19 protein-coding genes are annotated in these 25,400 nt (G+C 74.0%); 12 read left to right on the forward strand and 7 right to left on the reverse strand.

All coding sequences use genetic code 11. From position 1 onward, the window contains the following. Positions 1–62: 62 nt before the first annotated feature. From Nocox_RS27300 to Nocox_RS27315, 4 genes are all read right to left on the reverse strand, one after another. Complete coding sequence (locus Nocox_RS27300; protein WP_020547084.1) at positions 63–2,132, reverse strand: bifunctional rhamnulose-1-phosphate aldolase/short-chain dehydrogenase; 2,070 nt, start codon at positions 2,130–2,132, stop codon at positions 63–65. Between the two features lie 8 nt (positions 2,133–2,140). After that, on the reverse strand, positions 2,141–3,292 hold the full coding sequence (rhaI, locus tag Nocox_RS27305; RefSeq protein WP_020547085.1) for an L-rhamnose isomerase: 1,152 nt from the start codon (positions 3,290–3,292) through the stop codon (positions 2,141–2,143). 10 nt (positions 3,293–3,302) lie between these two features. Next, positions 3,303–3,620, reverse strand: coding sequence for an L-rhamnose mutarotase (locus Nocox_RS27310; RefSeq protein ID WP_020547086.1), 318 nt, complete (start codon positions 3,618–3,620; stop codon positions 3,303–3,305). Positions 3,621–3,731: 111 nt separating this feature from the next. Beyond that, entirely contained in the window at positions 3,732–5,663 is a 1,932-nt protein-coding gene (locus Nocox_RS27315; RefSeq protein ID WP_020547087.1) for a beta-galactosidase, read from the reverse strand. Between the two features lie 313 nt (positions 5,664–5,976). Here Nocox_RS27315 and Nocox_RS27320 point away from each other — a divergent pair, with 313 nt between their 5' ends. The 3 genes from Nocox_RS27320 (at position 5,977) to Nocox_RS27330 (ending at position 9,178) form a co-directional block, all read left to right on the forward strand. Next, positions 5,977–6,981, forward strand: coding sequence for a LacI family DNA-binding transcriptional regulator (locus Nocox_RS27320; protein WP_020547088.1), 1,005 nt, complete (start codon positions 5,977–5,979; stop codon positions 6,979–6,981). Then, the gene (locus Nocox_RS27325) at positions 6,978–8,402 is read left to right on the forward strand and encodes a rhamnulokinase (RefSeq protein WP_020547089.1); all 1,425 of its coding nucleotides are present in this window, start codon (positions 6,978–6,980) and stop codon (positions 8,400–8,402) included. Before Nocox_RS27320 ends, Nocox_RS27325 begins: the two co-directional genes overlap by 4 nt. A 239-nt stretch (positions 8,403–8,641) precedes the next feature. Continuing rightward, a complete protein-coding gene (locus Nocox_RS27330; protein WP_020547091.1) occupies positions 8,642–9,178 on the forward strand; it encodes an NUDIX hydrolase family protein in 537 nt (178 codons plus the stop codon). A gap of 144 nt (positions 9,179–9,322) precedes the next feature. On the opposite strand, the gene Nocox_RS27335 is transcribed toward Nocox_RS27330, so the two are convergent. Both Nocox_RS27335 and Nocox_RS27340 read right to left on the reverse strand, forming a co-directional pair. After that, complete coding sequence (locus Nocox_RS27335) at positions 9,323–10,948, reverse strand: arylsulfatase (protein ID WP_020547092.1); 1,626 nt, start codon at positions 10,946–10,948, stop codon at positions 9,323–9,325. Positions 10,949–10,987: 39 nt separating this feature from the next. After that, positions 10,988–11,866 carry a MurR/RpiR family transcriptional regulator gene (locus tag Nocox_RS27340; protein WP_020547093.1) on the reverse strand — a complete coding sequence of 293 codons (879 nt, stop codon included), beginning with the start codon at positions 11,864–11,866 and terminating at the stop codon, positions 10,988–10,990. Between the two features lie 84 nt (positions 11,867–11,950). Here Nocox_RS27340 and Nocox_RS27345 point away from each other — a divergent pair, with 84 nt between their 5' ends. From Nocox_RS27345 to Nocox_RS27385, 9 genes are all read left to right on the forward strand, one after another. Then, positions 11,951–13,495: an ABC transporter substrate-binding protein gene (locus tag Nocox_RS27345; RefSeq protein ID WP_020547094.1), complete on the forward strand. Its 1,545-nt coding sequence runs from the start codon at positions 11,951–11,953 to the stop codon at positions 13,493–13,495. Position 13,496: 1 nt separating this feature from the next. Continuing rightward, the gene (locus Nocox_RS27350) at positions 13,497–14,465 is read left to right on the forward strand and encodes an ABC transporter permease (protein ID WP_020547095.1); all 969 of its coding nucleotides are present in this window, start codon (positions 13,497–13,499) and stop codon (positions 14,463–14,465) included. Further along, a complete protein-coding gene (locus tag Nocox_RS27355; protein WP_020547096.1) occupies positions 14,462–15,289 on the forward strand; it encodes an ABC transporter permease in 828 nt (275 codons plus the stop codon). Before Nocox_RS27350 ends, Nocox_RS27355 begins: the two co-directional genes overlap by 4 nt. Continuing rightward, a complete protein-coding gene (gene murQ, locus Nocox_RS27360) occupies positions 15,286–16,185 on the forward strand; it encodes an N-acetylmuramic acid 6-phosphate etherase (protein WP_020547097.1) in 900 nt (299 codons plus the stop codon). Before Nocox_RS27355 ends, murQ begins: the two co-directional genes overlap by 4 nt. Next, positions 16,182–17,360 carry an anhydro-N-acetylmuramic acid kinase gene (locus tag Nocox_RS27365; RefSeq protein ID WP_026215149.1) on the forward strand — a complete coding sequence of 393 codons (1,179 nt, stop codon included), beginning with the start codon at positions 16,182–16,184 and terminating at the stop codon, positions 17,358–17,360. The genes murQ and Nocox_RS27365 overlap by 4 nt, the downstream gene beginning before the upstream one ends. After that, complete coding sequence (locus tag Nocox_RS27370; protein WP_020547099.1) at positions 17,357–18,427, forward strand: serine hydrolase domain-containing protein; 1,071 nt, start codon at positions 17,357–17,359, stop codon at positions 18,425–18,427. The genes Nocox_RS27365 and Nocox_RS27370 overlap by 4 nt, the downstream gene beginning before the upstream one ends. Beyond that, complete coding sequence (locus Nocox_RS27375; protein WP_020547100.1) at positions 18,424–20,019, forward strand: ABC transporter ATP-binding protein; 1,596 nt, start codon at positions 18,424–18,426, stop codon at positions 20,017–20,019. Before Nocox_RS27370 ends, Nocox_RS27375 begins: the two co-directional genes overlap by 4 nt. 5 nt (positions 20,020–20,024) lie before the next feature. Next, entirely contained in the window at positions 20,025–20,771 is a 747-nt protein-coding gene (locus Nocox_RS27380; RefSeq protein ID WP_020547101.1) for a carbon-nitrogen hydrolase family protein, read from the forward strand. Between the two features lie 72 nt (positions 20,772–20,843). Continuing rightward, entirely contained in the window at positions 20,844–21,524 is a 681-nt protein-coding gene (locus Nocox_RS27385) for a sensor domain-containing protein (protein WP_020547102.1), read from the forward strand. A gap of 5 nt (positions 21,525–21,529) precedes the next feature. Here the strand turns inward: Nocox_RS27385 and Nocox_RS27390 are convergent, their stop codons facing one another. Then, on the reverse strand, positions 21,530–25,297 hold the full coding sequence (locus tag Nocox_RS27390; RefSeq protein ID WP_157383454.1) for a S8 family peptidase: 3,768 nt from the start codon (positions 25,295–25,297) through the stop codon (positions 21,530–21,532). Positions 25,298–25,400 lie beyond the last annotated feature (103 nt).

The following is a 25,400-nucleotide window of genomic DNA, read 5'->3' on the forward strand; positions in this document are numbered from 1 at the left end:
TCTTCTGGGGTCGCGGGTAGGGGTCCCCTACCGGCCGGCGCACCGGCAGGGGACCCGCGCGCTCAGCGCAGGAACGCGGCGGCCACGCCCGCGTCCACCGGCACGTGCAGGCCGGTGGTGTGGGAGAGGTCGCTCGCGGCCAGCACGAAGACGGCCGCGGCCACGTGCTCCGGCAGCACCTCGCGCTTGAGCAGGGTGCGCTGGGCGTAGAACTCGCCGAGCCGCTCCTCCTCCACGCCGTACACCTTGGCCCGGTTGGCGCCCCAGCCGGAGGCGAAGATGCCGGAGCCGCGGACCACGCCGTCGGGGTTGACGCCGTTGACGCGGATGCCGTGCCCGCCCAGCTCGGCCGCGAGCAGGCGCACCTGGTGGGCCTGGTCGGCCTTGGCCGCGCCGTAGGCGACGTTGTTCGGGCCGGCGAAGACGGCGTTCTTGGAGGAGATGTAGACGATGTCGCCGCCCATGGCCTGGTCGATCATGACCTTGGCGGTCTCCCGCGCGACCAGGAACGAGCCGCGCGCCATGACGTCGTGCTGCAGGTCCCAGTCGGCGAGGCTGGTCTCCAGCAGCGAGCGCGACAGCGACAGGCCAGCGTTGTTGACCACGAGGTCCACGCCGCCGAAGGCGAGCACGGCGGCCCGCACGGCGGCGGCGACCTGCTCCTCGGAGGTGACGTCCACGCCGACGGCCACGGCCGTGTCGGAGGGGCGGTAGGCGCCGGCGCCGATCTCGGCGGCCACCTTCTCGGCCGCGCCGAGGTCGCGGTCGGCGACCACGACGCAGGCGCCCTCGGCGGCCAGGCGGCGGGCGGTGGCCGCGCCGATGCCGGAGCCGCCGCCGGTGACCAGCGCCACCCGGGTGGCGAGGGGCTTGGGCTTCGGCAGGCGGCGGAGCTTGGCCTCCTCCAGCTCCCAGTACTCGATGCGGAACTTCTCCGACTCGGGGATGGGGACGTAGGTGGAGACGGACTCGGCGCCGCGCATGACGTTGACGGCGTTGACGTAGAACTCGCCGGCCACGCGGGCGGTCTGCTTGTCCTTGCCGAAGGAGAACATGCCGACGCCCGGCACCAGCACGATCGCGGGGTCCGCGCCGCGCATCGGCGGCGAGTCCGGCCCCGCGTGCCGCTCGTAGTAGGCGGTGTAGTCGGCGCGGTAGGCGGCGTGCAGCTCGCGCAGCCGCTCGGCGGCCCGCTCCAGGGGCGCGTCCGGCGGCAGGTCGAGCACCAGGGGCGCGACCTTGGTCCGCAGGAAGTGGTCGGGGCAGGACGTGCCGAGGGCGGCCAGGCGCGGGTGCTCGGCGCGGGAGAGGAAGTCCAGCACCTCGGGCGTGTCGGTGTAGTGGCCGACGACGCGCGCGTCAGTGGCCGCGAGGCCGCGCACGATCGGGAACAGCGCGGCGGCGCGCGCGTGCCGCTCGGCCTCGGGCAGCGGGTCGTGCACGACCGGGCCGAAGGGGTCGGGGCGGCCGTGCTCGGCGAGGTACGCCTCCGCGGTGCGGATGATCTCCAGGGAGCGGCTCTCGCACTCCTCGGAGGTCTCGCCCCAGGCGGTGATGCCGTGGCCGCCGAGGACGCAGCCGATGGCCGTCGGGTTGGCCGCCGCGATCGCGGCGATGTCCAGGCCGAGCTGGAAGCCGGGCCGCCGCCAGGGCACCCACACCACGCGCTCGCCGAAGACCCGCCGGGTCAGCTCCTCACCGTCGGCGGCGGTGGCGAGGGCGATGCCGGCGTCCGGGTGCAGGTGGTCGACGTGGGCGGCCTCGACGAGGCCGTGCATGGCGGTGTCGATGGACGGCGCGGCGCCGCCCTTGCCGTGCAGGCAGTAGTCGAAGGCGGCGACCATCTCGTCCTCGCGCTCGACGCCCGGGTAGACGTCCTTGAGCGCGCGCAGCCGGTCCAGGCGCAGCACCGCGAGGCCGGGCTCCTTGAGCGTGCCGAGGTCGCCGCCTGAGCCCTTGACCCACAGCAGCTCGACGTCCTCGCCGGTGACCGGGTCGGGCGCGCGGCCCTTGGCGGAGGTGTTGCCGCCGGCGAAGTTGGTGTTGCGCGGGTCGGCGCCGAGGCGGTGCGAGCGGCCCAGCAGTTCGTTCACGACGTCCGTGGTGGTGTCAGGCATGGTGGTGTCAGGCATGATCTTTCTCAGGCTCCCCAGCCCGCCTGCTGCCCGCCGACGCGCTCGGCGGCGATCTTCTCGAAGTAGCCGGACCCGGCGTAGGCGGCCATCGGGTCGGGCGCGAGGCCCATCTCCTCGCGCAGCCCGGCGAGCAGCGGCCGCACGTCGGTGTTGTAGGCGTCCATGAGGACGGCGTTGGCGCCGAGCACGTCGCCGGCCGCCTGCGCGGCGGCCAGGGCGTCGCGGTCCACGAGCAGCGCCTTGGCGGTGGCCTCCTGGACGTTCATGACCGAGCGGATCTGCCCCGGGATCTTGGGCTCGATGTTGTGGCACTGGTCGAGCATGAACGCGACCTCGTCGGTGAACCCGCCGCCCCTGATGACCTCGTACATGATGCGGAAGAGCTGGAACGGGTCGGCCGCGCCGACCATCAGGTCGTCGTCGGCGTAGAAGCGGGAGTTGAAGTCGAACCCGCCGAGCTTGCCCTCGCGCAGCAGGAAGGCGACGATGAACTCGATGTTGGTGCCCGGCGCGTGGTGGCCGGTGTCCACGACGACCTGGGCCTTCGGGCCGAGCCTGACGCAGTGGGCGTAGGCGGTGCCCCAGTCGGGCACGTCGGTGGCGTAGAACGCGGGCTCGAACAGCTTGTACTCCAGCAGGAAGCGCTGGCCCTCGCCGAGCCGGTCGTAGACCTCGGCCAGCGACTCGGCCAGGCGGTCCTGGCGGGCGCGCAGGTCGTCCTGGCCGGGGTAGTTGATCCCGTCGGAGAACCACAGCTTGAGCGTGTCCGAGCCGGTGGCGTCCATGATGTCGACGCATTCGAGCAGGTGGCCGGTGGCCTTGCGGCGCACCCGGGGGTCCGGGTGGGTGACGCTGCCCAGTTTGTAGTCGTCGTCCTGGAAGACGTTGGAGTTGATGGCGCCGATGCCGACGCCGAGCTCGCGGGCGTGGCGGGCGAGGTCGGCGTAGTCGTCCACCTTGTCCCACGGGATGTGCAGGGCCACGGTGGGCGCGATGCCGGTGCAGGCGTGCACCTGGGCGGCGTCGGCGAGCTTCTCGTACGGGTCGCGCGGCACGCCCGGCTGCGCGAAGACCTTGAAGCGGGTGCCGCTGTTGCCGTACGCCCAGGACGGCGTCTCGATGCGCTGCGCGCGCAGCGCGGCCTTGATGTCAGTCATAGCTCCCCGATCAATCCAGGTGGAACACTTCGGTCAGCGGCGTCATGCCCTCGTCGGGCCGCCCGTCGAGCTCCTCGAAGAACGGCGCCATCTCGGCCTGCCAGCGGGCGTTGACCTCGGTCTCGGCCATGGCCTTCCTGGCGGCTTCGAAGTCGTCGGTCTCCAGGTAGCCCACGAGCAGGCCGTCGTCGCGGAGGAACAGCGAGTAGTTGTGCCAGCCGGTGCGGGACAGCGCCTCTCGCATCTCGGGCCAGACGTCCCGGTGGCGTTCGCGGTATTCCGCCAGCCGTTCGGGGCGGACTTTCAGCAGGAAGCAGATCCGTTGCACCGGCACTCCTTTCAAAACGTTTTAATCCTCCATGCGGGAAACTATGATCCCTGGTCCGTGCTGTCAATGCGTTCACCGCCCCGGAGGGTCCGCCCGGGGCGGTGAACCGTTTTAATCCTCCGGCAGGATCAGCACGTCGCCGGCGGGCACGGCGACGCGGGCCCCGCCAGGCGTCGTCACCTCGGCGTCCGCGCCGGTGTGGTTGATCGCGAACAGGAACGCGCGGCCGCCGGCGTGCGCTCGGCGCACCACCTCGACGCCCGGCGGGGCCGTCGCGGCCGGGCGCACGCCGGCCTCGGCGCACACCGCCGCGAGCACGCGGGCCAGGGCGGCGTCGTCCAAGCGGGTGGTCAGGTAGTGGGCCGCGCCGCCGCCCTGCTCGTGGCGGGTCCAGGCGGGCCCGCCCGTCGCGTACGCGTCCAGCACCTTGGCCCCGGTGACGTGCGCCAGCTCGCTCCAGACCGTCCCGGTGCCGCCCGACTCCAGCGCGATCGGCCCCTCCAGGGGGAAGAACTCCTCGACGCTCACCCCGAGCAGCTCCCGCCAGGCGCCCGGGTAGCCGCCGAGGCGGACCCGGTCGTGCTCGTCCACGATCCCGCTGTACGGCCCCACCAGCGTCACGCCACCCGCGCGGGTGAAGTCCGCGAGACCGGCCGCCCCCGCGTCGCTCACCAGGTAGAGCATGGGGACCAGGACCAGCCGGTAGCCGCTCAGGTCGCCCTCGGGGTGGGCCAGGTCGCAGGTGATCCCCGCCCGCCACAGGGCGGCGTGCCAGCGCTTGGCCTCCTCCACCGGGTCCAGCTCGGAGCTCGGCTGGGCGGGGTGGTCCTGCGCCCAGACGCTCGCGTGGTCGAGCAGGATCGCGGCCTCGGCCGTCACCCGGCTGCCCGGCACGCCGTCCAGCCCGGCGAGCTCGGCCCCGAGCGCCGTGACCTCCCTGAAGATCTTCGTGTCGGTGCCGGCGTGCGGCAGCATCGCCGAGTGCCACTTCTCGGCCCCGGCGCGGGAGGCCCGCCACTGGAAGAACATGATGCCGTCCGCGCCCCTGGCCAGGTGCTGGAACGAGTTGCGGCGCAGCTCTCCCGGGGCCTTGGCGAGGTTGCGCGGCTGCCAGTTGACGGCGCTGGTGGAGTGCTCCATCAGCAGCCAGGGCCGGCCGCCGTTCAGCGAGCGGGCGTAGTCGGCGGCGAAGGCCAGGTCGATGTGCGGCTCGGCGCGCGCCCCGATCAGGTAGTGGTCGGTGGCGACCACGTCGACCTCGGCGGCGAAGGCCCAGCAGTCCATGTCCCAGTGGGCGCCGGCCATGAGGTTCGTGGTGACGGGGATGTCCGGGGTGATGGATCTCAGCAGGTCGCGCTCGGCGGTGTAGAGCTCCACCAGGGCGTCGGAGCTGAACCGGCGGAAGTCGAGCTGCTGGCCGGGGTTGGTGAAGCTGGGGGTGGCGCGGGGCGGCAGGATCTGCGTCCAGTCGCCGTAGCGCTGCGACCAGAAGGCGGTGCCCCAGGCGTCGTTGAGCGCGTCGAGCGAGCCGTAGCGGGCGCGCAGCCAGGCGCGGAAGGCGTCCGCCGAAGTGTCGCAGTAGCAGCGGGCGTTGTGGCAGCCGTACTCGTTGTGCACGTGCCAGAGGGTCAGCGCGGGATGGCCGGCGTAGCGGGTGGCGATCCTCCCGGCGACGCGCAGGGCCCGGTCGCGGTAGATGGGCGAGCTGGGGCAGAAGCCCTGCCTGCTGCCGTGGTGGAGGCGGCGGCCGTCGGCGTCGACCGGCAGCGCCTCGGGGTAGGAGGCGGCGAACCACGGCGGCGGCGAGGCTGTGGGGGTGGCCAGGCCGGCGCTGATGCCGTTCGCGGCCAGCAGGTCCATGGCGCGGTCGAGCCAGCCGAAGTCGAACACCCCCTCAGCGGGTTCCAGCACGGACCAGGAGAAGATCCCGAGGCTGACCTGGTTGACGCCGGCGTCGCGCATGAGCGCGACGTCCTGGTGCCACGTCTCCTCGGGCCACTGCTCGGGATTCCAGTCGCCGCCGTAGGCGATGACATCCGGCATGAGCCTGCCTTTCGTCCATGAGATTCACCGGGGATTAAAACGTTCCTGGCCATCGTGGCACAAGGGCACGCGGGCCGGGCAAGGCTGTCGGCGCTGGTCGGCACAGGGGAAATGGCCGTTTCCCGTCGTTCACGCTCGAGGCGGAGGACGACGGGTGCGCGCCGGGTCGAAGAACGATTCAATGCCGTCGTTCAATGTCCGTCGCAGGGAGGAGAGCGTTTCAGCAGCATCGCACCGACGTCGGCGGGCGGCTCGGCCGGACGGCTGCGGGCTGACTGGCGCCCCGCCTGTTGGTACGTTTTAATGAGGCTTCATGGCCATGGTCAGCATCAAGGACGTCGCCGCGCACGCCGGCGTCTCCCCCGGCACGGTCTCCAACGTCCTGAACCGGCCGGGCAAGGTCGCCCCCGCCACCAGGGAGCGCGTCGAGGCGGCCATCAGCGAGCTGGGGTTCGTCCGGCACGGCTCGGCCTCGACGCTGCGCGCCGGGCACAGCAGGACGATCGGCCTGAGCGTGATCGACATCGGCAACCCGTTCTTCACCGAGGTCGCCGCCGGCGTCGAGGACGTCGCCAGTGACCTGGGCTACGCCGTGATCCTCGGCAACTCGGCGGGCTCCCCCGACAAGGAGGACCGCAACCTGCGGGTGCTGGCCGAGCACCGGGTGCGCGGCGTGCTGATCACCCCGTCCGGCGAGGACCCCGGCCGGCTCGACCGGCTGCGCGAGCACGGCATCAGCGTGGTCCTCGTGGACCATCCCGCGCATCGGCCCGACCAGTGCGCGGTCGCCGTGGACGACGTGGCAGGCGGCCGGGCCGCCGTGGCGCACCTGCTGGCCCAGGGCGCGCGGAGCGTCGCCTGCGTCACCGGCCCGCTGACCATCCGCCAGTGCGTGGAGCGCCGCGACGGGGCGCGGGCGGCGCTGCGCGGCGCCGGGCTCGACCCGGCGGAGCTGCGCGTCGTGGAGGCGGCCACGATGACCGCCCGCGCGGGCGAGAAGGCCGCCGCCGAGCTGCTGGCGGCCGGCGCCCTGCCCGAGGCGGTCTTCTGCGCCAACGACCTGCTCGCCCTCGGCGTGCTGCGGGCGCTGCTGCGGGCCGGCGTGCGGGTGCCCGAGGACGTGGCGCTGATCGGCTACGACGACATCGACTTCGCCGCCGCCTCGACGGTGTCGCTGAGCTCGATGCGGCAGCCGACGTACCAGCTCGGGCGCATCGCCACCGAGCTGCTGCTGGACGAGTGCGACAACCCCGACACGCACGCGCACCAGCACATCATGTTCCAGCCCGAGCTGGTCGCGAGGGAGTCCACCCAATGAGCCGCCGATTCGCCGCCGTCGACCTCGGGGCCTCCAGCGGCCGGGTGATGCTGGCCGACCTGTCGGACGGCCTCACGCTGACCGAGGCCCACCGCTTCCCCAACGGCCCGGTCCGCGTGGCCGGCCGGCTCCACTGGGACGTCCTCGGCCTCTACCGGGAGATCCTGGCCGGGCTGCGGGCCGCCGGGCCGGTCTCCTCCGTCGGCGTCGACTCCTGGGCCGTCGACTACGGCCTGCTCGACGAGAGCGGCGCGCTCCTCGGCAACCCGGTGCACTACCGCGACGACCGCACCCAGGGCGTGGCCGAGCGGGTGGCCGCCGAGGTCGGCGCGGAGACCCTGTACGAGACCAACGGGCTCCAGGTGCTCCCGTTCAACACCGTCTACCAGTTGCTCGCCGACCGGCTCGACCGGGCGGCCACGATGCTGCTGGTGCCCGACCTGCTGGCGTACTGGCTGACCGGCGAGGTGGGCGCGGAGGTCACCAACGCCTCCACCACGGGCCTGCTCGACGTGCGCGGCAGGACGTGGGCGTACCCGCTGATCGAGCGGATGGGCCTGCCCGCCCGGCTGTTCCCGCCGCTGCGACAGCCGGGCGAGGAGATCGGCGGGATGCGGCCCGACGTGGCCGCCGAGCTCGGCTGGTCGGCCCCGGTGCGGGCGGTCGGCTCGCACGACACCGCCTCCGCCGTCGCCGCCGTGCCCGCGACCGGCCCCGCGTTCGCCTACGTCTCGTGCGGCACCTGGTCGCTGGCCGGGGTGGAGCTGCCGGAGCCGGTGCTGACGCCGGAGAGCCGGGCGGCGAACTTCACCAACGAGGCCGGCGTCGACGGCACCGTGCGCTATCTGCGCAACGTGATGGGCCTGTGGCTGCTGCAGGAGTGCCTGCGCGCCTGGCGGGGCGCCGACCTGGGGCAGTTGCTGAAGGCGGCGGCCGGCGAGCCGCCCTTCGCCGCCGTGGTCAACCCGGACGAGCCGGTGTTCCTGCCGCCGGGCGACATGCCGGCGAGGATCGCCGCCGAGTGCCGCCGCACCGGCCAGGCCCCGCCGGTCACCGAGGCCGGCTACGTGCGGTGCGTGCTGGAGAGCCTGGCGCTCGGGCACCGGCGGGCGGTGCGGCAGGCCATGGAGCTGTCGGGGCGCGAGGTCGAGGTCGTCCACCTGGTGGGCGGCGGCTCGCGCAACGAGCTGCTGTGCCGGCTCACCGCGGACGCCTGCGGCCTGCCGGTGGTGGCCGGTCCGGCCGAGGCGACGACGTTCGGCAACGTGCTGGTGCAGGCGCGCGCCGCCGGGCTCGTGTCGGGCCTGGACGAGATGCGGGCGCTGGTGGCCGCGGCCGGGCCGCTGCGCCGCTACGAGCCCTCGGGCGACGCCCGCGCCTGGGACGAGGCCGCCTCCCGCGTCTTCACCCAGGCGGCCTGAGCGGGCCGGGCGGCCTGCCGGTTTCCGGCCGCGACCGGCCGGGCAGAAGTCGGACCGGGGCCATCGGGGGCTCCTCCGCGAGCGGAGCGTGAGGGCGCATGAGCAAGAAGATCGTCGACTATCTGCCGTTCCTCGGCATCGTGCTGGCCGTCTGCGCGGCGTCGTGGCTGGCGGGGCGCACTCTGCCGCCACCGGCGGTCAGGGCACGGCGCTGAGGACCTAGGCCGTACGATCAAGCAATGACCGAAAAGACCGAAACGACGCCCGCCTGGCTGTCACCGGAAGAGCTGGAGTCGGTACGCGGCCGCATGCCGATCCTCTACGTCGACGCCGTACCGGTGCGGGTCGACGAATTCGGCGTGGTCACCCACGTCGGCCTGCTGCTGCGCATCGCGTCCGACGGAACGGTCAGCAGGGCGCTGGTCTCGGGCCGGGTGCTGCACCACGAGCGGGTGCGCGACGCGCTGCTGCGCCATCTGGAGAAGGACCTCGGCCCCGTGGCGCTCCCCCGGATCCCGGCGTCGCCGCAGCCGTTCACGATCGCCGAGTACTTCCCGACGCCGGGCGTCACCCCCTATCACGACCCGCGCCAGCACGCGGTGTCGCTGGCCTACATCGTGCCCGTCGCGGGCGACTGCCGGCCCCGGCAGGACGCGCTCGACCTGGTGTGGTTCACGCCGGAGGAGGCGGGCTCACCGGCGGTGCAGCAGGAGATGACGGGCGGGCAGGGCGTGCTGCTCAAGCAGGCACTCGCCCAGGTGGGCCGGCTGTCCTGAGCGGTCACGGGCGTCCGGCTCCGGCGCGCAGCCAGCGGTAGAGGGGGTCGCCGGGGCACGAGGTCGGCGGCCACCTTGCCGCCGGTGTAGTGGATCTTCACGCCTCTGGTGGCGGAGAGCGGTGACGTACGGCTGTCGCGGAGGTCAGCGGGAGGCCAGGGCGCTCCTCGCGTGCGGGCGGCGGAAGAGCTGCGAGCGGCCGAGCGCCCTGAACGCGGCGCGGGCCACCAGGCGGCCGGGGCCGGCGGCGGGCAGCGGGAAGCCGACCGAGATCGCCATGCCGGGCTCGACCCGCTCCACCTTGCTCGCGCGGGCCTTGCGCGGGCCGTCCACGCCGAGCACCACGTCGTTCCAGGGCACGCCAGAGCCGTTCTCCAGGGTGACCACGATCTCGTCGCCGACGACCTCGCTCCGCAGCCCGTACGGGATCCGCGGGTCGTCGCCGATCGCGGCGTCGAGCGTGGCCGCGAGCTCGGCGGCCAGGTCGGGGCGGGCGGCGGCCAGGTCGTGGCGCTCCCCCGGGTCGGTGGTCAGGTCGTACAGCTCGACGCGCCACTCGTGCTCGGCCCCGGCGACGTCGGGGGCGAGGCGCACGGCCTTCCACCGGCCGCGGCGGATGGCCTGCGCCTTCCTGGGCCGGTTCCAGACGAGGTGCTTGTGCCTGGGCGCGCCCGCGCCGGTGAGCAGGCCGCGGAAGGAGACGCCGTCCAGCCGGGCGGGCACCGGAACCCCGGCGAGGTCGGCCAGCGTCGGCATCAGGTCCCAGCCCGCCACGGGCTGCCGGACCACCCGGGGCCGCAGCGCCGGGGACCAGGCGATGAACGGCACGCGGAGGCCGCCCTCGTACATCGCGCGCTTGCCCGACCGGTAGGGGCCGTTGGCGTCGAACAGGTCGGGCGTCACGCCCTGCTCGTGGTGCGGGCCGTTGTCGCTGAGGAACAGCACCAGCGTGCGCTCGGCCAGCCCGCTCGCGCGCAGCGCGCCCGTCAGCGCGGCGACGTCCCGGTCCAGGCGGGTGACCTGGGCGGCGTGGCGGCGGTTGGCCTCGCTCCAGGGGCGGCTCTCGTAGGGGCCGGCGTCGCCGGGGACCGCGCTCGGCGCGTGCGGCAGGTTCGTCGGGTAGTAGAGCAGGAACGGCTCGTCGCGGTGCTGCTCGATGTAGCTGACGGCGCGCCGGCGGAACAGGTCGGGGGCGTACTGACGGCCGTCGAGGCGGACCTTCTCGCCGTTGTGCCAGAGGTACTTCGGGAAGTACTGGTGGGCGTGCCTGTGGCCGATGTAGCCGTAGAACTCCTCGAAGCCGCGCTCGTTGGGGTGCGAGGGCTGCCCGGCCCGGTCGGGGCCGAAGCCCCACTTGCCGATGCAGGCGGTGCGGTAGCCGGACAGCTGCAGCAGCTCGCCGAAGGTGAGGTCGGCGGAGGTGAGCGCGTGCTGGGGGCCGCCGCCGGGGTTCTCGCGTACGGTGCCGTGGCCGGCGTGCAAGCCGGTGAGCAGCGCGCAGCGGGAGGGGGCGCAGAGCGGAGCGCCCGCGTAGGCGTCGGTGAAGCGCACGCCCTCGGCCGCCATCCGGTCCAGGTTCGGCGTCCTGATCAGGCGCTGGCCGTAGCTGCCGAGCTCTCCCCATCCGAGGTCGTCGGCGAGGATGACCACGATGTTGGGGCGGAAGGGTAAGCCGCCCCTCACCGACGCGGACGCGGCGGACGGCGTGGCGGCGGCGAGACCGGCGAGCGTTCCGGTGAGGAGAGCGCGGCGGGAGGGCCCGTTGATCACGACGGGACCATATCGGACGTTCCGGTCCGCCGCCCACCGCTACCCGCGCTTGACCACCCTCGTGTGCACCACCGCGTACGTGTCGCGCAGCGCCGCCATCGAGGCGTCGTACGACGCCTGGGCCACTCCGGTGAAGAGGCAGTCCACCACCATGAGCTGGGCGATGCGGCTGCCGAGCGCGCCGGAGCGGAACGCGGTCTCGCGGGCGGCCGTGGTGAGGGTCACGTCGGCGGCGCGGGCCAGCGGCGAGTCCAGGAAGTTCGTGATGGCGACCGTGGCCGCGCCGGACTTGCGGGCGATGGCCAGGAACTCGGTGGTGTCCACGGTGGTGCCGCTGTGCGAGACCGCCACCGCCACGCAGGTGCCGTCCAGGGTGACGGCCGAGGTCCACGCGGAGTGGGCGTCGTGCCAGTTGATCGCGGTGCGGCCGATGCGGGAGAGCTTCTGCTGCAGGTCGAGACCGACCAGGGCGCTCGCGCCGACGCCGAAGGTGTCGATGCGGCGCGCGGCCCCGACCAGCTCGACCGCGCGGGCGAGGGCGTCCAGGTCGAGGGAGCGGGCGGTGTCGGCGATGGAGAGCGTCTCGTTCGTGGCGACCTTGGAGACGATGCCGGCCAGGCTGTCGTTGCGGTCGATGTCGCCAGGCGCCTCGGCCAGGCCGGAGGTCGCCAGCTCCTCCCTGGCCAGCGCCCTGGTCAGGTCGATGGTGAAGTCCTTGTAGTGGGCGTAGCCCATGCGCCGGTAGAAGCGGACGACCGAGGTGGTCGAGGTGGCGCAGCGGGCGGCGAGGTCGGCGATCGACAGGTTCGCCGCCGCGGGGGCGGCCGCGAACGCCTCGGCGATGCGCCGCTCGGACGGGCGCAGGCCGGGCATGGCCGCGCGGATGCGGATCAGCAGGGTTCCGGCGTCCTCGGCCATGGTCAACCATCCCGGTCAGGAAAAGAAAATACCCTGGTGGTAGGGTCTGGGTAATTTTATAACCTAATGCCCTGAGGAGGCCACATGCCCCGTGGCGCGCTTTCCGCGGCCGCCCTCGCCGCGACGCTTTCCCTTGCCCTCGCCAGTTGCTCGTCCTCCTCGGAGCCCGCCCCCGGCGCGGAGGGGACGGGCGGCGGCAAGCCGCTGGTCGTCGGCGTGACCTCCGACCCGGACACCTTGTTCCCCTGGAAGGCCACCCAGTTCCAGGCCGTCAACGTGCTGCAGAACCTGTACGGCACGCTGACCGAGTTCGACAAGGACCTCAACGTGGTCCCCGGGCTCGCCGAGTCGTGGGACGCCTCCGAGGACGGCAAGACCCTGACGCTCAAGCTGCGCCAGGGCGTCACCTTCGCCGACGGCAGCGCCTTCGACTCCGCGGACGTCAAGTCCTCCCTTGACAAGATCATGGACGAGAAGACCGCGGCCGTGGCCCGCGCCTCGCTGTCGTCGGTGAAGTCCGTCGAGGCGCCCGACGCGGCCACGGTGGTGCTCACGCTGTCCACGCCGGACGCCGCGCTGCCCGCCAACCTGGCCACGGTGAACATGGCGATGCTCTCCTCCGACGACACCGAGGAGAAGCTGTCCGCCACCCCCAACGGGACCGGCCCTTTCAAGCTGGGCAAGCGGGTGCCGAGCCAGTCGCTCACCCTGACCAGGAACGACGCCTACTGGGGCGCGGAGAAGGCGAAGTCGCCGGCGGTCGAGTTCCGGGTGATCCCCGACGAGTCGTCCATCGTCTCGGCCATGCAGTCGGGCAACGTGCAGCTCGCCGTCTTCAACGACCCGCTGGTGGCGCAGACCGCCGAGGGCGGCGGCACGATCACCGTCGCGAAGACGCCGCAGCTCAACTACCACGTGCTCCAGCTCAACGCGCGCCGCGGCGAGCTCGGCGACGTCAACGTGCGCCTCGCCGTGCAGTGCGCGATCGACCGCAAGCAGGTGCTCGACACCGCCGCGCTGGGCCAGGGCGAGGTGACCGGCCCCAACACCGCGCCGGCCTTCAAGTCGGACCCGGACAAGCGGCCCTGCCCTGCCCGCGACCTGGCCAAGGCCGCCGACTACCTCGGCAAGGCCGGCAAGTCCGGCGGGGTGACCATCAAGACCATCGTCTCCCAGGGCGAGTACGCCACCTCCGTCAACGAGGCCCAGAACCTCAAGGCCCAGCTCGCCGAGGCCAAGATCAACCTGGACCTGGAGGTGCTGGAGTCCGGCGCGTTCGTGGACCGCTGGGTGGCCGCCGACTTCGACGCGGCCGTGGCGCTCAACGGCGGCCGTCCCGACCCCGACGGCTCCTACGGCCGCTACTTCACCAGCGACGGCAACCTCAACAAGGTCGCCGGCTACAGCTCCGACAAGCTGGACAAGCTGTTCGCCGAGGGCAAGGCGACCACCGACCAGGCCGCCCGCAAGGCGATCTACGACCAGGTGGCCGCCGAGCTGGAGGACAACGCGGCCTGGATCTGGCTGTTCTCCGGCTACACCTACACGGCGACGACCGCGGGCGTGCAGGGCTTCACGCCGATGGCCAACGGCTCACTCCAGTCGCTGCGCGCCACGTCCGTCTCCTGACATGCGCGCGCTCCTCCGCAACCGGGTCGTCCGGCGCGCGGCGGGCACGGCCGGCACCCTGTTCGGGGTGGCGGTGTTCGTGTTCGTCATGCTCCGGGCGATCCCCGGCAACCAGATCACCGCGGGCCTCGGCACCGAGGCCGCCGCGCTCACCCCGGCCCAGCAGGCGGCGCTGGAGCGCTACTACGGGCTCGACCGCCCCCTGGTCGCGCAGTTCTTCGCCTGGCTCGGCAACATGTTCACCGGCAACTTCGGCTACTCCGCCCGCAACCAGCAGAGCGTGCTCGACCTCACGCTGCGCTCGCTGCCGGTGACGGTCGAGCTGGCGGTGCTGTCGATCGTGCTGGCGCTGCTCATCGGGGTGCCGCTCGGCATGCTGGCCGCCTCCCGCGCCAACTCCGCGCGCGACGCGCTCGGGCAGGTCGTAAGCCTCGCCGGGCTGTCGATCCCGGCGTTCCTGCTGGCCACGACGCTGCTGTCGGTGTTCGCCGCCTCGTTCGGCTTCAACCCCAACGGGCAGGGCTTCGCGACCCTGGCCGAGGACCCGCTGCTCAACCTGCGGCAGATGGTCCTGCCCGCGCTCGTGCTGGGCTTCGGCATCGCCGCGCCGATCCTGCGCACCACCCGCGCGGCGGTGTTGGAGGTGCGCTCGGAGGACTTCGTCCGCACCGCCCGCGCCAAGGGCGTGCCGGAACGGCGGCTGCAGGTCAGGCACGTGCTCGGCAACGCGCTCGTGCCCATCGTCACCATGACCGGGCTGCAGTTCGGCTACCTGCTCGGCGGGGCCGTCGTGGTCGAGCAGATCTTCTCCGTGCCCGGCATCGGGCGGCAGGTGCTGCTCGGCATCCAGCAGAAGGAGTACGCGGTGGTGCAGAGCACGGTGCTGGTGATCGCGCTGGCGTTCGTGCTGGTGAACCTGCTGACCGACGTGCTCTACCGGGTGATCGACCCGCGGGTGAGGGCGTCGTGAACGCGCTGCGCAGGAGCCCCGCCGCGGTGTCGGGCACGGTGATCCTGGTGCTGCTGGCCGTGGTGGCGGCGCTGTCGTTCCTCGGGCTGCTGCCCTACGACCCGATCGCGCAGAACCCGCCGGAGCGTTTCCTCGCGCCGTCGGGGTCTCACCTGTTCGGGACCGACCAGTTCGGCAGGGACGTGTTCTCCCGGGTGGCGGCCGGGGTGGGCAACTCGGCGCTCATCGCGGTCGTCGCGGTGGCGTTCGCGACCGTGGCGGGCACGCTCGGCGGCCTGGTGTCCGGCTTCTACCGGGGCCTCGCCGACGGCGCGATCGGCGGGGTGACGAACGTGCTGTTCGCGTTCCCGCCGCTGCTGCTGGCGCTGTCGCTGGCGTCGGTGCTGGAGCGCAACTGGTTCACCGTGGCGGTGGCCATCGCCGTCGTGTACGTGCCGATCTTCATCCGCGTCACCCGCGGCCCCGTGCTGTCGCTCAGGGAGATCGAGTACGTCAGGGCCGCCGTCGCGACCGGCCAGAGCCGCGCCCAGATCATGTTCCGGCACGTGCTGCCCAACATCACCTCGATCATCGTCATCCAGGTCGCCCTGTCGTTGTCGTGGGCGGTGCTGACCGAGGCGTCGCTGAGCTTCCTGGGGCTCGGCACGCCGCCACCCGCGCCGTCGCTCGGCTCGATGATCTTCGAGGCGCGCAGCCTGGTGTTCGTGGCCCCCTGGACGCTGATCGCGCCCGGCGCGGTCGTCGTGCTGCTCGTGGTGGGGCTCAACCTGCTGGGCGACGGCCTGCGTGACACTCTCGACCCGCGAAACCGAGGCAAGCGGTGAATCTGACGAACCTGACCACGGAAGCGGCCGACCCCCGCTTCTCCGGCATCGACACGATGAGCGTCGCGGAGCTCGCCGCGACCATGAACGCGGCCGACGCCACCGTCCCCGCCGCCGTGGCGGGAGCGCTGCCCCAGATCGTCGCGGCGATCGAGGCCACCGCCGAGCGCATGCGGCGCGGCGGGCGGCTGGTCTACGTGGGGGCGGGCACGCCGGGACGGCTCGGCGTGCTGGACGCCTCCGAGTGCCCGCCGACCTTCGGGACACCGCCCGACCAGGTGTTCGCGATCATCGCGGGCGGCCCGCGGGCGATCGTCGCGCCCTGCGAAGGGGCCGAGGACGACGAGGAGGCCGGCGCCGCCGCCATGGACGAGGCCGGCGTCGGGCCGCTCGACACCGTCGTGGGCATCGCCTCCAGCGGGCGGACGCCGTACGTGGTGGCCGCCGTGCGGCGGGCGGCCGAGCGCGGCGCGCTGACCGTGGGGCTCGCCTGCAACACCGGGACGCCGCTCGGCGCGGCGGCCGCCCACGCCGTCGAGGTGCCGGTCGGCCCCGAGGTGATCAGCGGCTCGACCCGGCTCAAGGCGGGCACGGCGCAGAAGCTCGTGCTCAACATGTTCTCGACCATCGTCATGGTCCAGCTCGGCAAGACGTACGGGAACCTGATGGTGGACGTGCGGCCGAGCAACGGCAAGCTGCGCGAGCGCGCCGTGCGCATCGTGCGGACGATCACCGGGGCCGGCCGCGCCGAGGCGCTGACCGCGCTCCGCCAGAACGGGTTCAACGTCAAACAGGCGGTCGTCGCCTCACGGTTCGACCTGACGCCCCAGGAGGCCGCGGCGCGGCTGGCCGGGGCCGGCGGGCGGCTGCGGGCGGCTCTGGGGGAGCGCGCATGAGGATTCTCGGGATGATCTCCGGCACGTCGCACGACGGCATCGACGTGGCCGTCGTCGACTTCACGCCGGAGGGCGAGGTGCTGCGCGGCCGGGTCGGGCACACGGCGAGCACGCCGTACCCGGCGGAGCTGCGGGCGCGGCTGCTCGCGGCGCTGCCGCCCGCGCCCGTGACGCTGGCGGAGGTGTGCGTGCTGGACACGCTCATCGGGCAGTGCTTCGCCGAGGCCGCGGCGGCGGCGATCGAGGCGGGCGGCCCGGTCGACCTGATCGTCTCCCACGGGCAGACGGTGTTCCACTGGGTGGAGGGGGCGCACGCGCGCGGCACCCTGCAGATCGGGCAGCCGGCCTGGATCGCCGAGCGGACCGGCGTACCGGTGCTGTCGGACGTGCGCGTCCGCGACATCACCGCGGGCGGGCACGGCGCGCCGCTGGTGTCGGTGCTGGACAAGCTGCTGCTGGGCGGCCTGGAGGACGGCCCCGATGCCGGCGCCGCGGCGCTCAACCTGGGCGGCATCGCGAACATGACCGTGCTGCGCGACGGCCGGGTGCACGCCTACGACATCGGCCCGGCGAACGCGCTCATCGACGCCGTGGTGACCGCCCGCGGCCTGGACCCCCGGGGCTACGACGCCGGCGGCGCGATCGCGGCCTCGGGGCGGGTGCACCCCGGCCTGCTGGCGGCGCTGCTGGAGGAGCCCTACTACCGGCTGGCCCCGCCGAAGAGCACCGGCAAGGAGCTGTTCCACCTGGACTACGTGGAGGCCGCCCTGGCGGGCCTGCGGGAAGGGGACGTGGGCGACGCCGACCTGGTGGCGACCCTCACCGAGCTGACCGTGCGGACCGTGGCCGCCGACGTGCGGGCCGCCGGCGTGGCGACGCTGGTCGTCTCCGGCGGCGGCTGCCACAACCCGGTCGTCATGGACGGCCTGCGCGCGGCCCTGCCCGGCGTGCGGGTGTCGGTGTCCGACGCCTACGGGGCGCCCGCCGACGACAAGGAGGCCATCGCGTTCGCGCTGATCGGCTGGCTGAGCGCGCACGGCCTGCCCGGCACCGTCCCCGGCGGTACGGGCGCGTCCGCGCCGCGCGTCCTCGGCACGCTGACGCCCGGCGCGGGGCCGCTGGTCCTGCCCGCGCCGGCGGCCGTGCCACCGCGTTCGCTGGTGCTGGCCCGGTGAGCGGCGGGGACCCGGCCCTCGCGGAACGGCCGCCGGAGCCGCCGCCGGGCCTCGTCACCGCCGCGCGCACGCCGTGGTTCGACCTCGACGAGTGCACCGGCCACCGCACCGTCCGCCAGGAGGGCGGGGCGCTGGCCGGCGAGGACCCCATGACGCCGGACACCCACCACGACCTCGCCTCGGTCACCAAGGTCGTGGCGACCACCACGGCGCTCATCCGGCTGGTGTCGGAGCGGCTCGTGGACCTGGACGCGCCGCTCAGCGCGTACCTGCCGCACTCGTACGAGGCGATCACCGTGCGGGACCTGCTGCTGCACCGGGGCGGCCTGTGGGAGTGGTGGCCGCTGTACGTGCGGGCGGACCTGCCGCCGCCGCGCTACCGGCCCGGCCGCGCCCGGCACTACTCCGACCTCGGCTTCATCCTGCTCGGCCGGATCGTCTCGGCCGTGACCGGGCTGCGGCTCGACCGGGCCGTGGCCGAGCTGGTGACCAGGCCGCTCGGCCTGACCCGCACCACCTACGCCCGCCCCACGGGCACCGAGGTCGCCATGAGCGCCCTCGACGACCGGGTGGAGATGACCATGCTGGACACCGGCCGCCCCTACCCGGTCCCCTATCGCAGCGCCGACTTCGCCGGCTGGCGGCGCGGGCCGGTGGTGGGCGAGCCGGCCGACGGCAACGCCTTCCACGCCCTCGACGGCGTCGCCGGCCACGCAGGGCTCTTCTCGACCGTCCCCGACCTGCTGCGGTACTGCCTGGCGATGTCCCGGTACGAGGAGCACGACCGGCTGTGGCGGCCGGAGACGGTCCGCGAGTTCCTCGCCCCCGGCCCCGATCCCGAGCAGGCGCTCGGCTTCCGCCGCTACGCCCTCGACCTGGGCGGCGAGCGCGTGACCGTGCTCGGCCATCCCGGGTACGTCGGCTGCGCGATCGGCTTCGTCCCCGGCCGGGACGTGGCCCTGGTCGTGGCGAGCAACCGCCTGCTCGTCACCGGCGAGCCGACGCCGACCGACGACCTCTGGCACGGCCTGCTGCAGGCCGTCACGCGACAGACGAGGAACGCATGACCCCGCTCCTGGAGATCCGCGGCCTGTCGGTCGCCTTCCGCACCCGCAAGCAGGACGTCACCGCCGTACGGGACGTCTCGATGGAGATCCTGCCCGGCCAGACCGTCGCGGTCGTCGGCGAGTCGGGCTCGGGCAAGTCCACCACGGCCGCCGCGATCAACCGGCTCCTGCCGGACAACGGCCGCATCACCGCCGGCGAGATCCTGTTCGAGGGGCGCGACCTGGCGCGGGCGAGCCGCAGGGAGATGACCGCGATCCGCGGCGCGGGCATCGGCCTGGTCCCCCAGGACCCCATGTCGAACCTCAACCCGCTCATGCGGGTCGGCGACCAGATCGCCGAGGCGCTGGAGGTGCACGGCACGGCCACCGGCAGAGCGGCCCGCGCGCGGGTGCTGGAGCTGCTGGACCTGGTCGGCATCCCGGATCCGGAGCGGCGGGTCAGGCAGTACCCGCACGAGTTCTCCGGCGGCATGCGCCAGCGGGCGCTGATCGCCATGGGGCTGGCCTGCCGGCCGCGGCTGCTCATCGCCGACGAGCCCACCTCCGCGCTGGACGTGACCGTGCAGCGGCGCATCCTCGACCAGCTCGCCGCGCTCACGGCGGAGATGGGCACGGCGGTGCTCCTCATCACGCACGACCTGGCGCTCGCGGCCGAGCGGGCGGACGTGGTGGCCGTGATGTACCAGGGCGAGATCGTGGAGACGGGGCCGGCGGCGGAGATCCTGGCCGCGCCCGGTCACGACTACACCAGGCGGCTGCTGCGCGCGGCGCCGAGCCTGTCGTCGGTGCGGGTGGCCGAGCCGCCGGGGCCGCCGCCGGAGGACCTGGTCGTCGTCGAGGGGCTGCGCAAGGTCTTCCCGCTGCGCGGCACGGGCGAGGAGCTGGTCGCGGTGGACGAGGTCTCCTTCCGGATCCCGCGCGGCCGTACGGTGGCGATCGTCGGCGAGTCCGGCTCGGGCAAGTCCACGACCGCCAACCTGGTGCTCGGGCTGGAGGCGGCCACGGCCGGCCGCATCCGCTTCGACGGCACCGACCTGGCCGGGCTGGGGCGGCGCGAGCTGTTCGCCTTCCGCCGCCGGGTGCAGCCGGTCTTCCAGAACCCGTACGCCTCGCTCGACCCCCGCTACACCGTCGAGAAGTCGATCACCGAGCCGCTGCGCGTGCACGGCGTCGGCACCGCCGCCGAGCGCCGCGCGGCCGCCGCCCGCCTGCTGGAGCAGGTGTCGCTGCCGGCCTCGATGGGCGAGCGGCTGCCGCACGAGCTGTCCGGCGGCCAGCGCCAGCGGGTGGCCATCGCGCGGGCCCTCGCCCTGTCGCCCGAGCTGGTGGTGCTCGACGAGGCGGTCTCCGCGCTCGACGTGCTGGTCCAGGCCCAGATCCTGGAGCTGCTCGGCGAGCTGCAGCGCGAGCTGGGCCTCAGCTACCTGTTCATCAGCCACGACCTGGCGGTGGTCCGGATGATCTCGCACCAGGTGCACGTGATGCGGCGCGGGCGGATCGTGGAGAGCGGCACGACGGAGGAGATCTTCGACCGGCCGGCCGACGGCTACACCCGCGAACTGCTGGCCGCCATCCCCAGGGGGACAGAGTAGGAGAGGTGAAGATCCTCCTTGTGCAGCCGCCGCGCTACTCCTCCGACGGCCACGCCAACTTCGACGCCGTCGAGTCGCTGGTCACCCCCGGCTCCGCCGACCTGATGATCCTGCCCGAGCTGGCCGGCGCCACCCTGCCGCGCGCCGACTACTTAACCCGGGTGCGCGAGCTGGCCAGGGGCTCGGGGATGGCCGTGGTCGGCGGTTCCCACTACGACGACTCCGGCCCGGGCGGCCGGGTCAACAGGGGCGTGGCGGCCGGCCAGGACGGCACCCTGCTGGCCGCGTACGACAAGGCCCACCCGTACGGGCTGGAGCTGCGCTCGGGCGTCGTCCCCGGCCGTCCCGGCGGCGGCTTCGAGCTGAACGGCCGCCGCCTGCACGTACTGCTCTGCGCCGACCTGTGGTACTCCTCCAGCCTGGCCGGCGCGGACGAACCGGACGCCGTGCTGGTGCCCGCCTTCTCGGTGACCCGCTGGGACGGGCCCGCCCCCGCCCGGCAGCTCTGGCAGCACATGAGCGTCGCCCGCGCCTACGAGTTCACGACGTACGTGGCGGTGAGCGACTGGCACCACGAGACCACCTACCACGGGCATCCGTGCGCGGGCGTGACCGGCCTGGCCAACCCCTGCCCGCGCACCCACACCGAGTTCTTCACCGGTCCGCCGGACGCCGCCGTCTCGGTCCACGAGCTGGACTTCGGCCGTCTGGACGCCTTCCGCCAGGACCGGTCCGAGCGCGGCTTCCGGTAGGGCTGGCCCTACCAAGGGTTGGGGCGTGCGCGGGATCGAGCGGGCGGGGCCGCCGCCCGTAGCGTGAGCGGCATGACCTCCTTCCTGCGCCGTGTCGCCGCCGACACCCGCTACGTCCTGCTGGGCCTGCCCGTGGCCGTGGTCCACTTCGTCGTCGCCGTCGCCGGGCTGTCGGCCGGGCTCGGCGCGGCCGTCGCCTTCGTCGGGCTGCCTCTGCTGGCCGGGGCCGCCTTCGCGGCCCGCGGCCTCGCCGACGCCGAGCGGGCCGCGCTGCCCGCCGTCCTCGGCCACCCGGTCGGCCGCCCCCGCTACACGCCGGTGCCGCCGGAGGCGGGGCGGCTGCGCCGGCTGCTCAACCCGCTCGCCTCCGGGCAGGCGTGGATGGACCTGCTGCACGGGATCGTCGCCTTCCCGTTCGCGCTGGTCTCGTTCGTGCTGGGCGTGACCTGGTGGGCCGGGACGATCGCCGGCCTCACCTTCCCGCTGTACGGCTGGATCATCGCCCGCATCCCCGGCGTCGAGTCGCCGCTGCCCTCCTGGCTGGGGCTGCCCGAGTGGCTGGTCGCGGGCGATCTGGCCGTCGTGCTCGTCAACACCGGCATCGGCGTGCTGTTCGCGCTGACGCTGATGCCGGTGCTGCGGCTCGCCGCCCTGATGAAGGCCGGCGTCTCCCAGGCGCTGCTCACCCGCGCCCCCGAGCCGGAGCGGGTCTCCTCCTCCTACGACCCGGCGCTCTGGACGGCGGCCCGCTGACCCGCTCAGCGCAGGGCGTAGGCGCGGATCACCTCCTGGGACAGCGTGCCGCCGGCGGCGTCGGCGGCCGTGAGCCGGAGCGAGACGAAACCGGGGCGGGCGTGGCCGAGCGTCGTCGTGTAGCCGCCCCCGCCGGTGCTCCGCAGGCGGGCGGCGCTCCACGTGGCGCCGTCGTCGTACGACACCTCCAGCGCCACGTCCTTGACCGCGCTCGCCTCGGCCCCCTCCTGGTGGGACACCGTCAGCCGCAGCGTTCGCGACCCGGCCTGGTTGCGCAGGTCGACCGGCGCGTCGAAGCGGGCCATGAGCAGCGGCAGCACCTCGGCCTGCGCCGCGTGCGCGGAGGCGAACGTCCACACCGCCCTGGTCCTGGTGGACATCCTCGCCCACACGGCCTCGTTGGCCACGTCGTACTCGATGCGGTAGCGCGCCCGCCCGGCCGGCACCACGCCCGACCCCGCCGGCAGGTAGTTCGTCCGCCACATCAGCGTGTCGTCGCGGTAGACCCGGAAGTCGGTCTTCAGCCCGTGCTCGAAGTCGCTGGTGTAGGCCTCGCCGAAGTTGCCCCCGGCGTCGACGAAGCCCTGCATGGAGATCCGCAGCAGGTCGCCCTCCCGGCGGACCGGGTTGCGCGGGTTGACGCCGGGCAGCAGCGGCTGCCGGAACACGCTCCGCTCGCCGCGCTCCCCCGCCTCGTACGCGCGGAACTCGGGCGAGGCCATCGACAGGCGCGGCGTCTGCGGATGCGGCCACATGGTGTTGTAGGGACGCTCCGGGCTGATCGCCGAGGTGGTCCAGCGCACTCCGGGATCGGGCGTGACGTAGTCGGCCCGGGTGCGCGGCACCTTCGCCAGGGGCAGGTTCGTCGCGACGGAGACGGCGTCCCAGGGCTCGAAGGCGAAGCGGGCCTCGTTCGCGGTCACGTCGCCGGCGAGCTGGCTGTGGTAGGCGGTGTCGATCCTGGCCAGGGAGCGGGCGCGGACGGTGTAGCGGAGCCGGTCCGGCACCCGGCCCTGCTCGCGCAGGTACAGGTCGTAGGCGTACGGGCTTGCGGTCACGCCCTTGGCGACGACGGGCAGCGGCAGCAGGCGCAGCCGCGCGGTCAGCGCCAGCCCCTCCTCGTGGCTGAGCCGCACGGTCGGCACGGCCAGCTTCACCCCGCTGCCGCCGGCGCCGGCGTCGGCGCCGGGCCGGTCGGCCCAGACGGCCACCATCGCCGCGCCCGCCGCGGCGGCGGCGTTGGCCTGCGTGGCGACCGGCACGTCCGCCGTGCGGCGGATGACCGCGAGCCGGCCGCGCAGGTCACGGGCCTCGATCTCCTTCGCGCTGCCCCGGCCGGCGTCCACGGCGAGGAGCGCGCGGGTGCCGTCCAGGCGGGGGTACTCGGCGGCGAAGTCGCTGAAGTGGACGGGATCGACGTACTCGGGGGTCAGTCTCAGCCCGGGCGCGGTGAAGGCGATCGCGGGGGCCTGCAGCCGCCAGCGGGTGGCGACGACGAACGTGCCCTTGGTGACCTTCCGCGTCGGCTGCACGAACAGCCGCTCCTCGATCTGCGAGCCGGGCGTGATGGTCGTGCCGCCGCGCAGCGCCGTCCCCTGGCCGCCGCTGCGGTACCACATGAGCGCGGCGGCGGCGCCGGTGTTGCGCTTGGTCTCGTGGTCGGGGGTGTCGACCAGCACCTCGACGGCCTCGCGGGCGTCCAGCACGACCTCGGTGTCCTCGGTGATCCGCAGCTCGGGGTCGCCGAGCAGGCTCTCGTTGAGCGGCTTGCCGCTCGCGGTGCTGTCCTGGTCGGCGGGCATGGTGAAGACGTGGCCGAGCACCGAGTACGTGCCGGGCCGGACGAGCAGGCAGGTGCCGCTGCCGTACTTCTGGTCGGTGCACGGCTCGGCGGGGTCGCCCGGCAGCAGGCGGCCGGCCAGGGTGCCCTCGTCCAGGTCGAGCACGGTGAAGCCGCCGCGGGCCGGGCGGCCGTCCCTGGCGATGCCGCGGACGCGCAGCTCGACCCGCTTCTCGTCGACGGTGGCGGTCAGCAGGGTGCGTACGGGCGGGCCGCCCGCGACGGCGGCGGTCAGCTCCTCCCGCAGCGCGCCCGGCCCGGCGGCCTCGACGGTGACCGTGGCCTGGGCGGTCCCTCCTGCGGGGACCGTCAGCGCGGCGGGCTCGACGGCGAAGCCGTTCCCCGCGCTCAGGTCCAGCTCGGCGGGGGTCTGCCCGAGGTTGCGGTAGGTCACGGTCCTGGCCGGCCGCTCGCCCGGCGCGACCCGGCCGAACGCGGCCGAGCCTCCGGAGGAGGCCACCACGCCCGCCTTCAGCGCGGCGGCCACGTCGATGCGGCCCGCGCCCTGGGCGTCCGCCGGGATGTCCGCGCCGGGCACGGCGGAGGCCATGAGCAGCGCCTTCAGCTCGGCGGCGGTGACGCCGGGCCGGGCCTGGCGCAGCAGCGCCGCCGCGCCCGCCACGTGCGGGGTGGCCATCGAGGTGCCGGACATCGTGAGCTCGCCGCCGCCCGCCTTGGCGGCGGTGATGTCCACGCCGGGGGCGGTCACGTCGGGCTTGACGTCGTCGCCGGCGCCGGCCGGGCCGCGGCTGGAGAAGTCGGCCAGCCGGTCGGCGTCGTCCACGGCGCCGACGGTCAGCGCCTCTGGAGCGTCGCCGGGCGCGCCCACGCAGCGTTCGCAGCCGTCGTTGCCGGCGGCCACGACGAACAGCGTGCCGTGCGCGGCGCTGAGCCGGGAGAGCGCGTCGGTGAGCGGGCCGCCGGGCTCCGGCGAGCCGAGGCTGAGGTTGACGATGTCGGCGTGCTTCTCGGCGGCCGCCCACTCCATGCCGTCGATGATCCACGACGACAGGCCGTAGCCGTCGGCGTCCAGCACCCGGCCGTCGAGCAGCTTCGCGCCGGGCGCGACGCCCTTGGCCCCGGCCACCGTGCTCGCCACGTGCGTGCCGTGGCCGTGCGGGTCGCCGGCGGTCTCCCCGCCGGTCAGGTCGCGCCGGTCGGCGACGCGGCCGGCCAGGTCGGGGTGGGTGGCGTCCACGCCGGTGTCGAGGACGGCGACGGTGGCGCCGGTCCCGTCGAACCCGGCGGCCCACGCCTGCGGCGCGCCGATGCGCGGGACACTGGCGGCGAGGTCCGGCCGGATCCTGCGGTCGAGCCAGATCTTGGTGACGCCGGACAGCGGCCCGGCCGTACGCGCCCGCGGGGCGGCGGCGAGCCTGGTCAGCTCCGCGCCGAGCCCGGCCGCGTCGGCGGCGGCCAGGGTGACGCCCGCGCCGCCGATGCTCTCCAGCGTGCGCACCTGCTTGAGGGCCGGCAGCACGGCCTTGGGGGCGTCGGCGGCGTAGGTGAGGATGAGCGGGACGGCGTCGCCGTACCCCTGCTCGGCCAGCGCGGTCACGTCGAACAGCGCGGCGTCGAGCCGGCCGGGCACCAGCGCGGCGACGTCGTCGGGGATGACGCTCACCGCGCCGTCCGACTCCAGCACCTGGAAGGCGGGCACCGAGCCGTCGGCGCGCGGCGCGGGCGTGACGGTCACGGTGCTGTGCCCGCCGTCCACGGCCCGCACCCGGACCCGGTCGCCGGTGACGAGCGTGATCTCCTCGCCCTGCGGCAGGCCGGTGAACGTCCCCGTGAATGTCCCGGTGAACTCCACCGGCGCCGCGGCGCCCGCACGCGCGGCGGGCGCCGTGAGCAGCGAGGCGGCCACGGCCAGGACCGCGGCCGTCACCGCCCCCCGCCGCCGGCGGCCCGCCCGCCCCAATCTGCCCGGCATGGACGACCTCCCCGAGAATCGGTAAGCACGAATACCGAATTCCTAGTGATCCCTAAGAGGGGATGTCCATGCGATGGCCTGGCCAGATCACGACTTGTCGTGA

It is taken from the genome of Nonomuraea coxensis DSM 45129 (genome assembly GCF_019397265.1).
In the GTDB taxonomy this organism is placed as follows: Bacteria; Actinomycetota; Actinomycetes; order Streptosporangiales; family Streptosporangiaceae; genus Nonomuraea; species Nonomuraea coxensis.

Excerpts from the sequence above, each read along its gene's own strand:
- Nocox_RS27300 (WP_020547084.1), bottom strand. The coding sequence starts at position 2,132 with ATGCCTGACACCACCATGCCTGACACCACCACGGACGTCGTGAACGAA.
- rhaI (WP_020547085.1), bottom strand. The coding sequence starts at position 3,292 with ATGACTGACATCAAGGCCGCGCTGCGCGCGCAGCGCATCGAGACGCCG.
- Nocox_RS27315 (WP_020547087.1), bottom strand. The coding sequence starts at position 5,663 with ATGCCGGATGTCATCGCCTACGGCGGCGACTGGAATCCCGAGCAGTGG.
- Nocox_RS27320 (WP_020547088.1), top strand. The coding sequence starts at position 5,977 with ATGGCCATGGTCAGCATCAAGGACGTCGCCGCGCACGCCGGCGTCTCC.
- Nocox_RS27325 (WP_020547089.1), top strand. The coding sequence starts at position 6,978 with ATGAGCCGCCGATTCGCCGCCGTCGACCTCGGGGCCTCCAGCGGCCGG.
- Nocox_RS27330 (WP_020547091.1), top strand. The coding sequence starts at position 8,642 with ATGACCGAAAAGACCGAAACGACGCCCGCCTGGCTGTCACCGGAAGAG.
- Nocox_RS27340 (WP_020547093.1), bottom strand. The coding sequence starts at position 11,866 with ATGGCCGAGGACGCCGGAACCCTGCTGATCCGCATCCGCGCGGCCATG.
- Nocox_RS27345 (WP_020547094.1), top strand. The coding sequence starts at position 11,951 with ATGCCCCGTGGCGCGCTTTCCGCGGCCGCCCTCGCCGCGACGCTTTCC.
- Nocox_RS27350 (WP_020547095.1), top strand. The coding sequence starts at position 13,497 with ATGCGCGCGCTCCTCCGCAACCGGGTCGTCCGGCGCGCGGCGGGCACG.
- Nocox_RS27365 (WP_026215149.1), top strand. The coding sequence starts at position 16,182 with ATGAGGATTCTCGGGATGATCTCCGGCACGTCGCACGACGGCATCGAC.
- Nocox_RS27375 (WP_020547100.1), top strand. The coding sequence starts at position 18,424 with ATGACCCCGCTCCTGGAGATCCGCGGCCTGTCGGTCGCCTTCCGCACC.
- Nocox_RS27385 (WP_020547102.1), top strand. The coding sequence starts at position 20,844 with ATGACCTCCTTCCTGCGCCGTGTCGCCGCCGACACCCGCTACGTCCTG.
- Nocox_RS27390 (WP_157383454.1), bottom strand. The coding sequence starts at position 25,297 with ATGCCGGGCAGATTGGGGCGGGCGGGCCGCCGGCGGCGGGGGGCGGTG.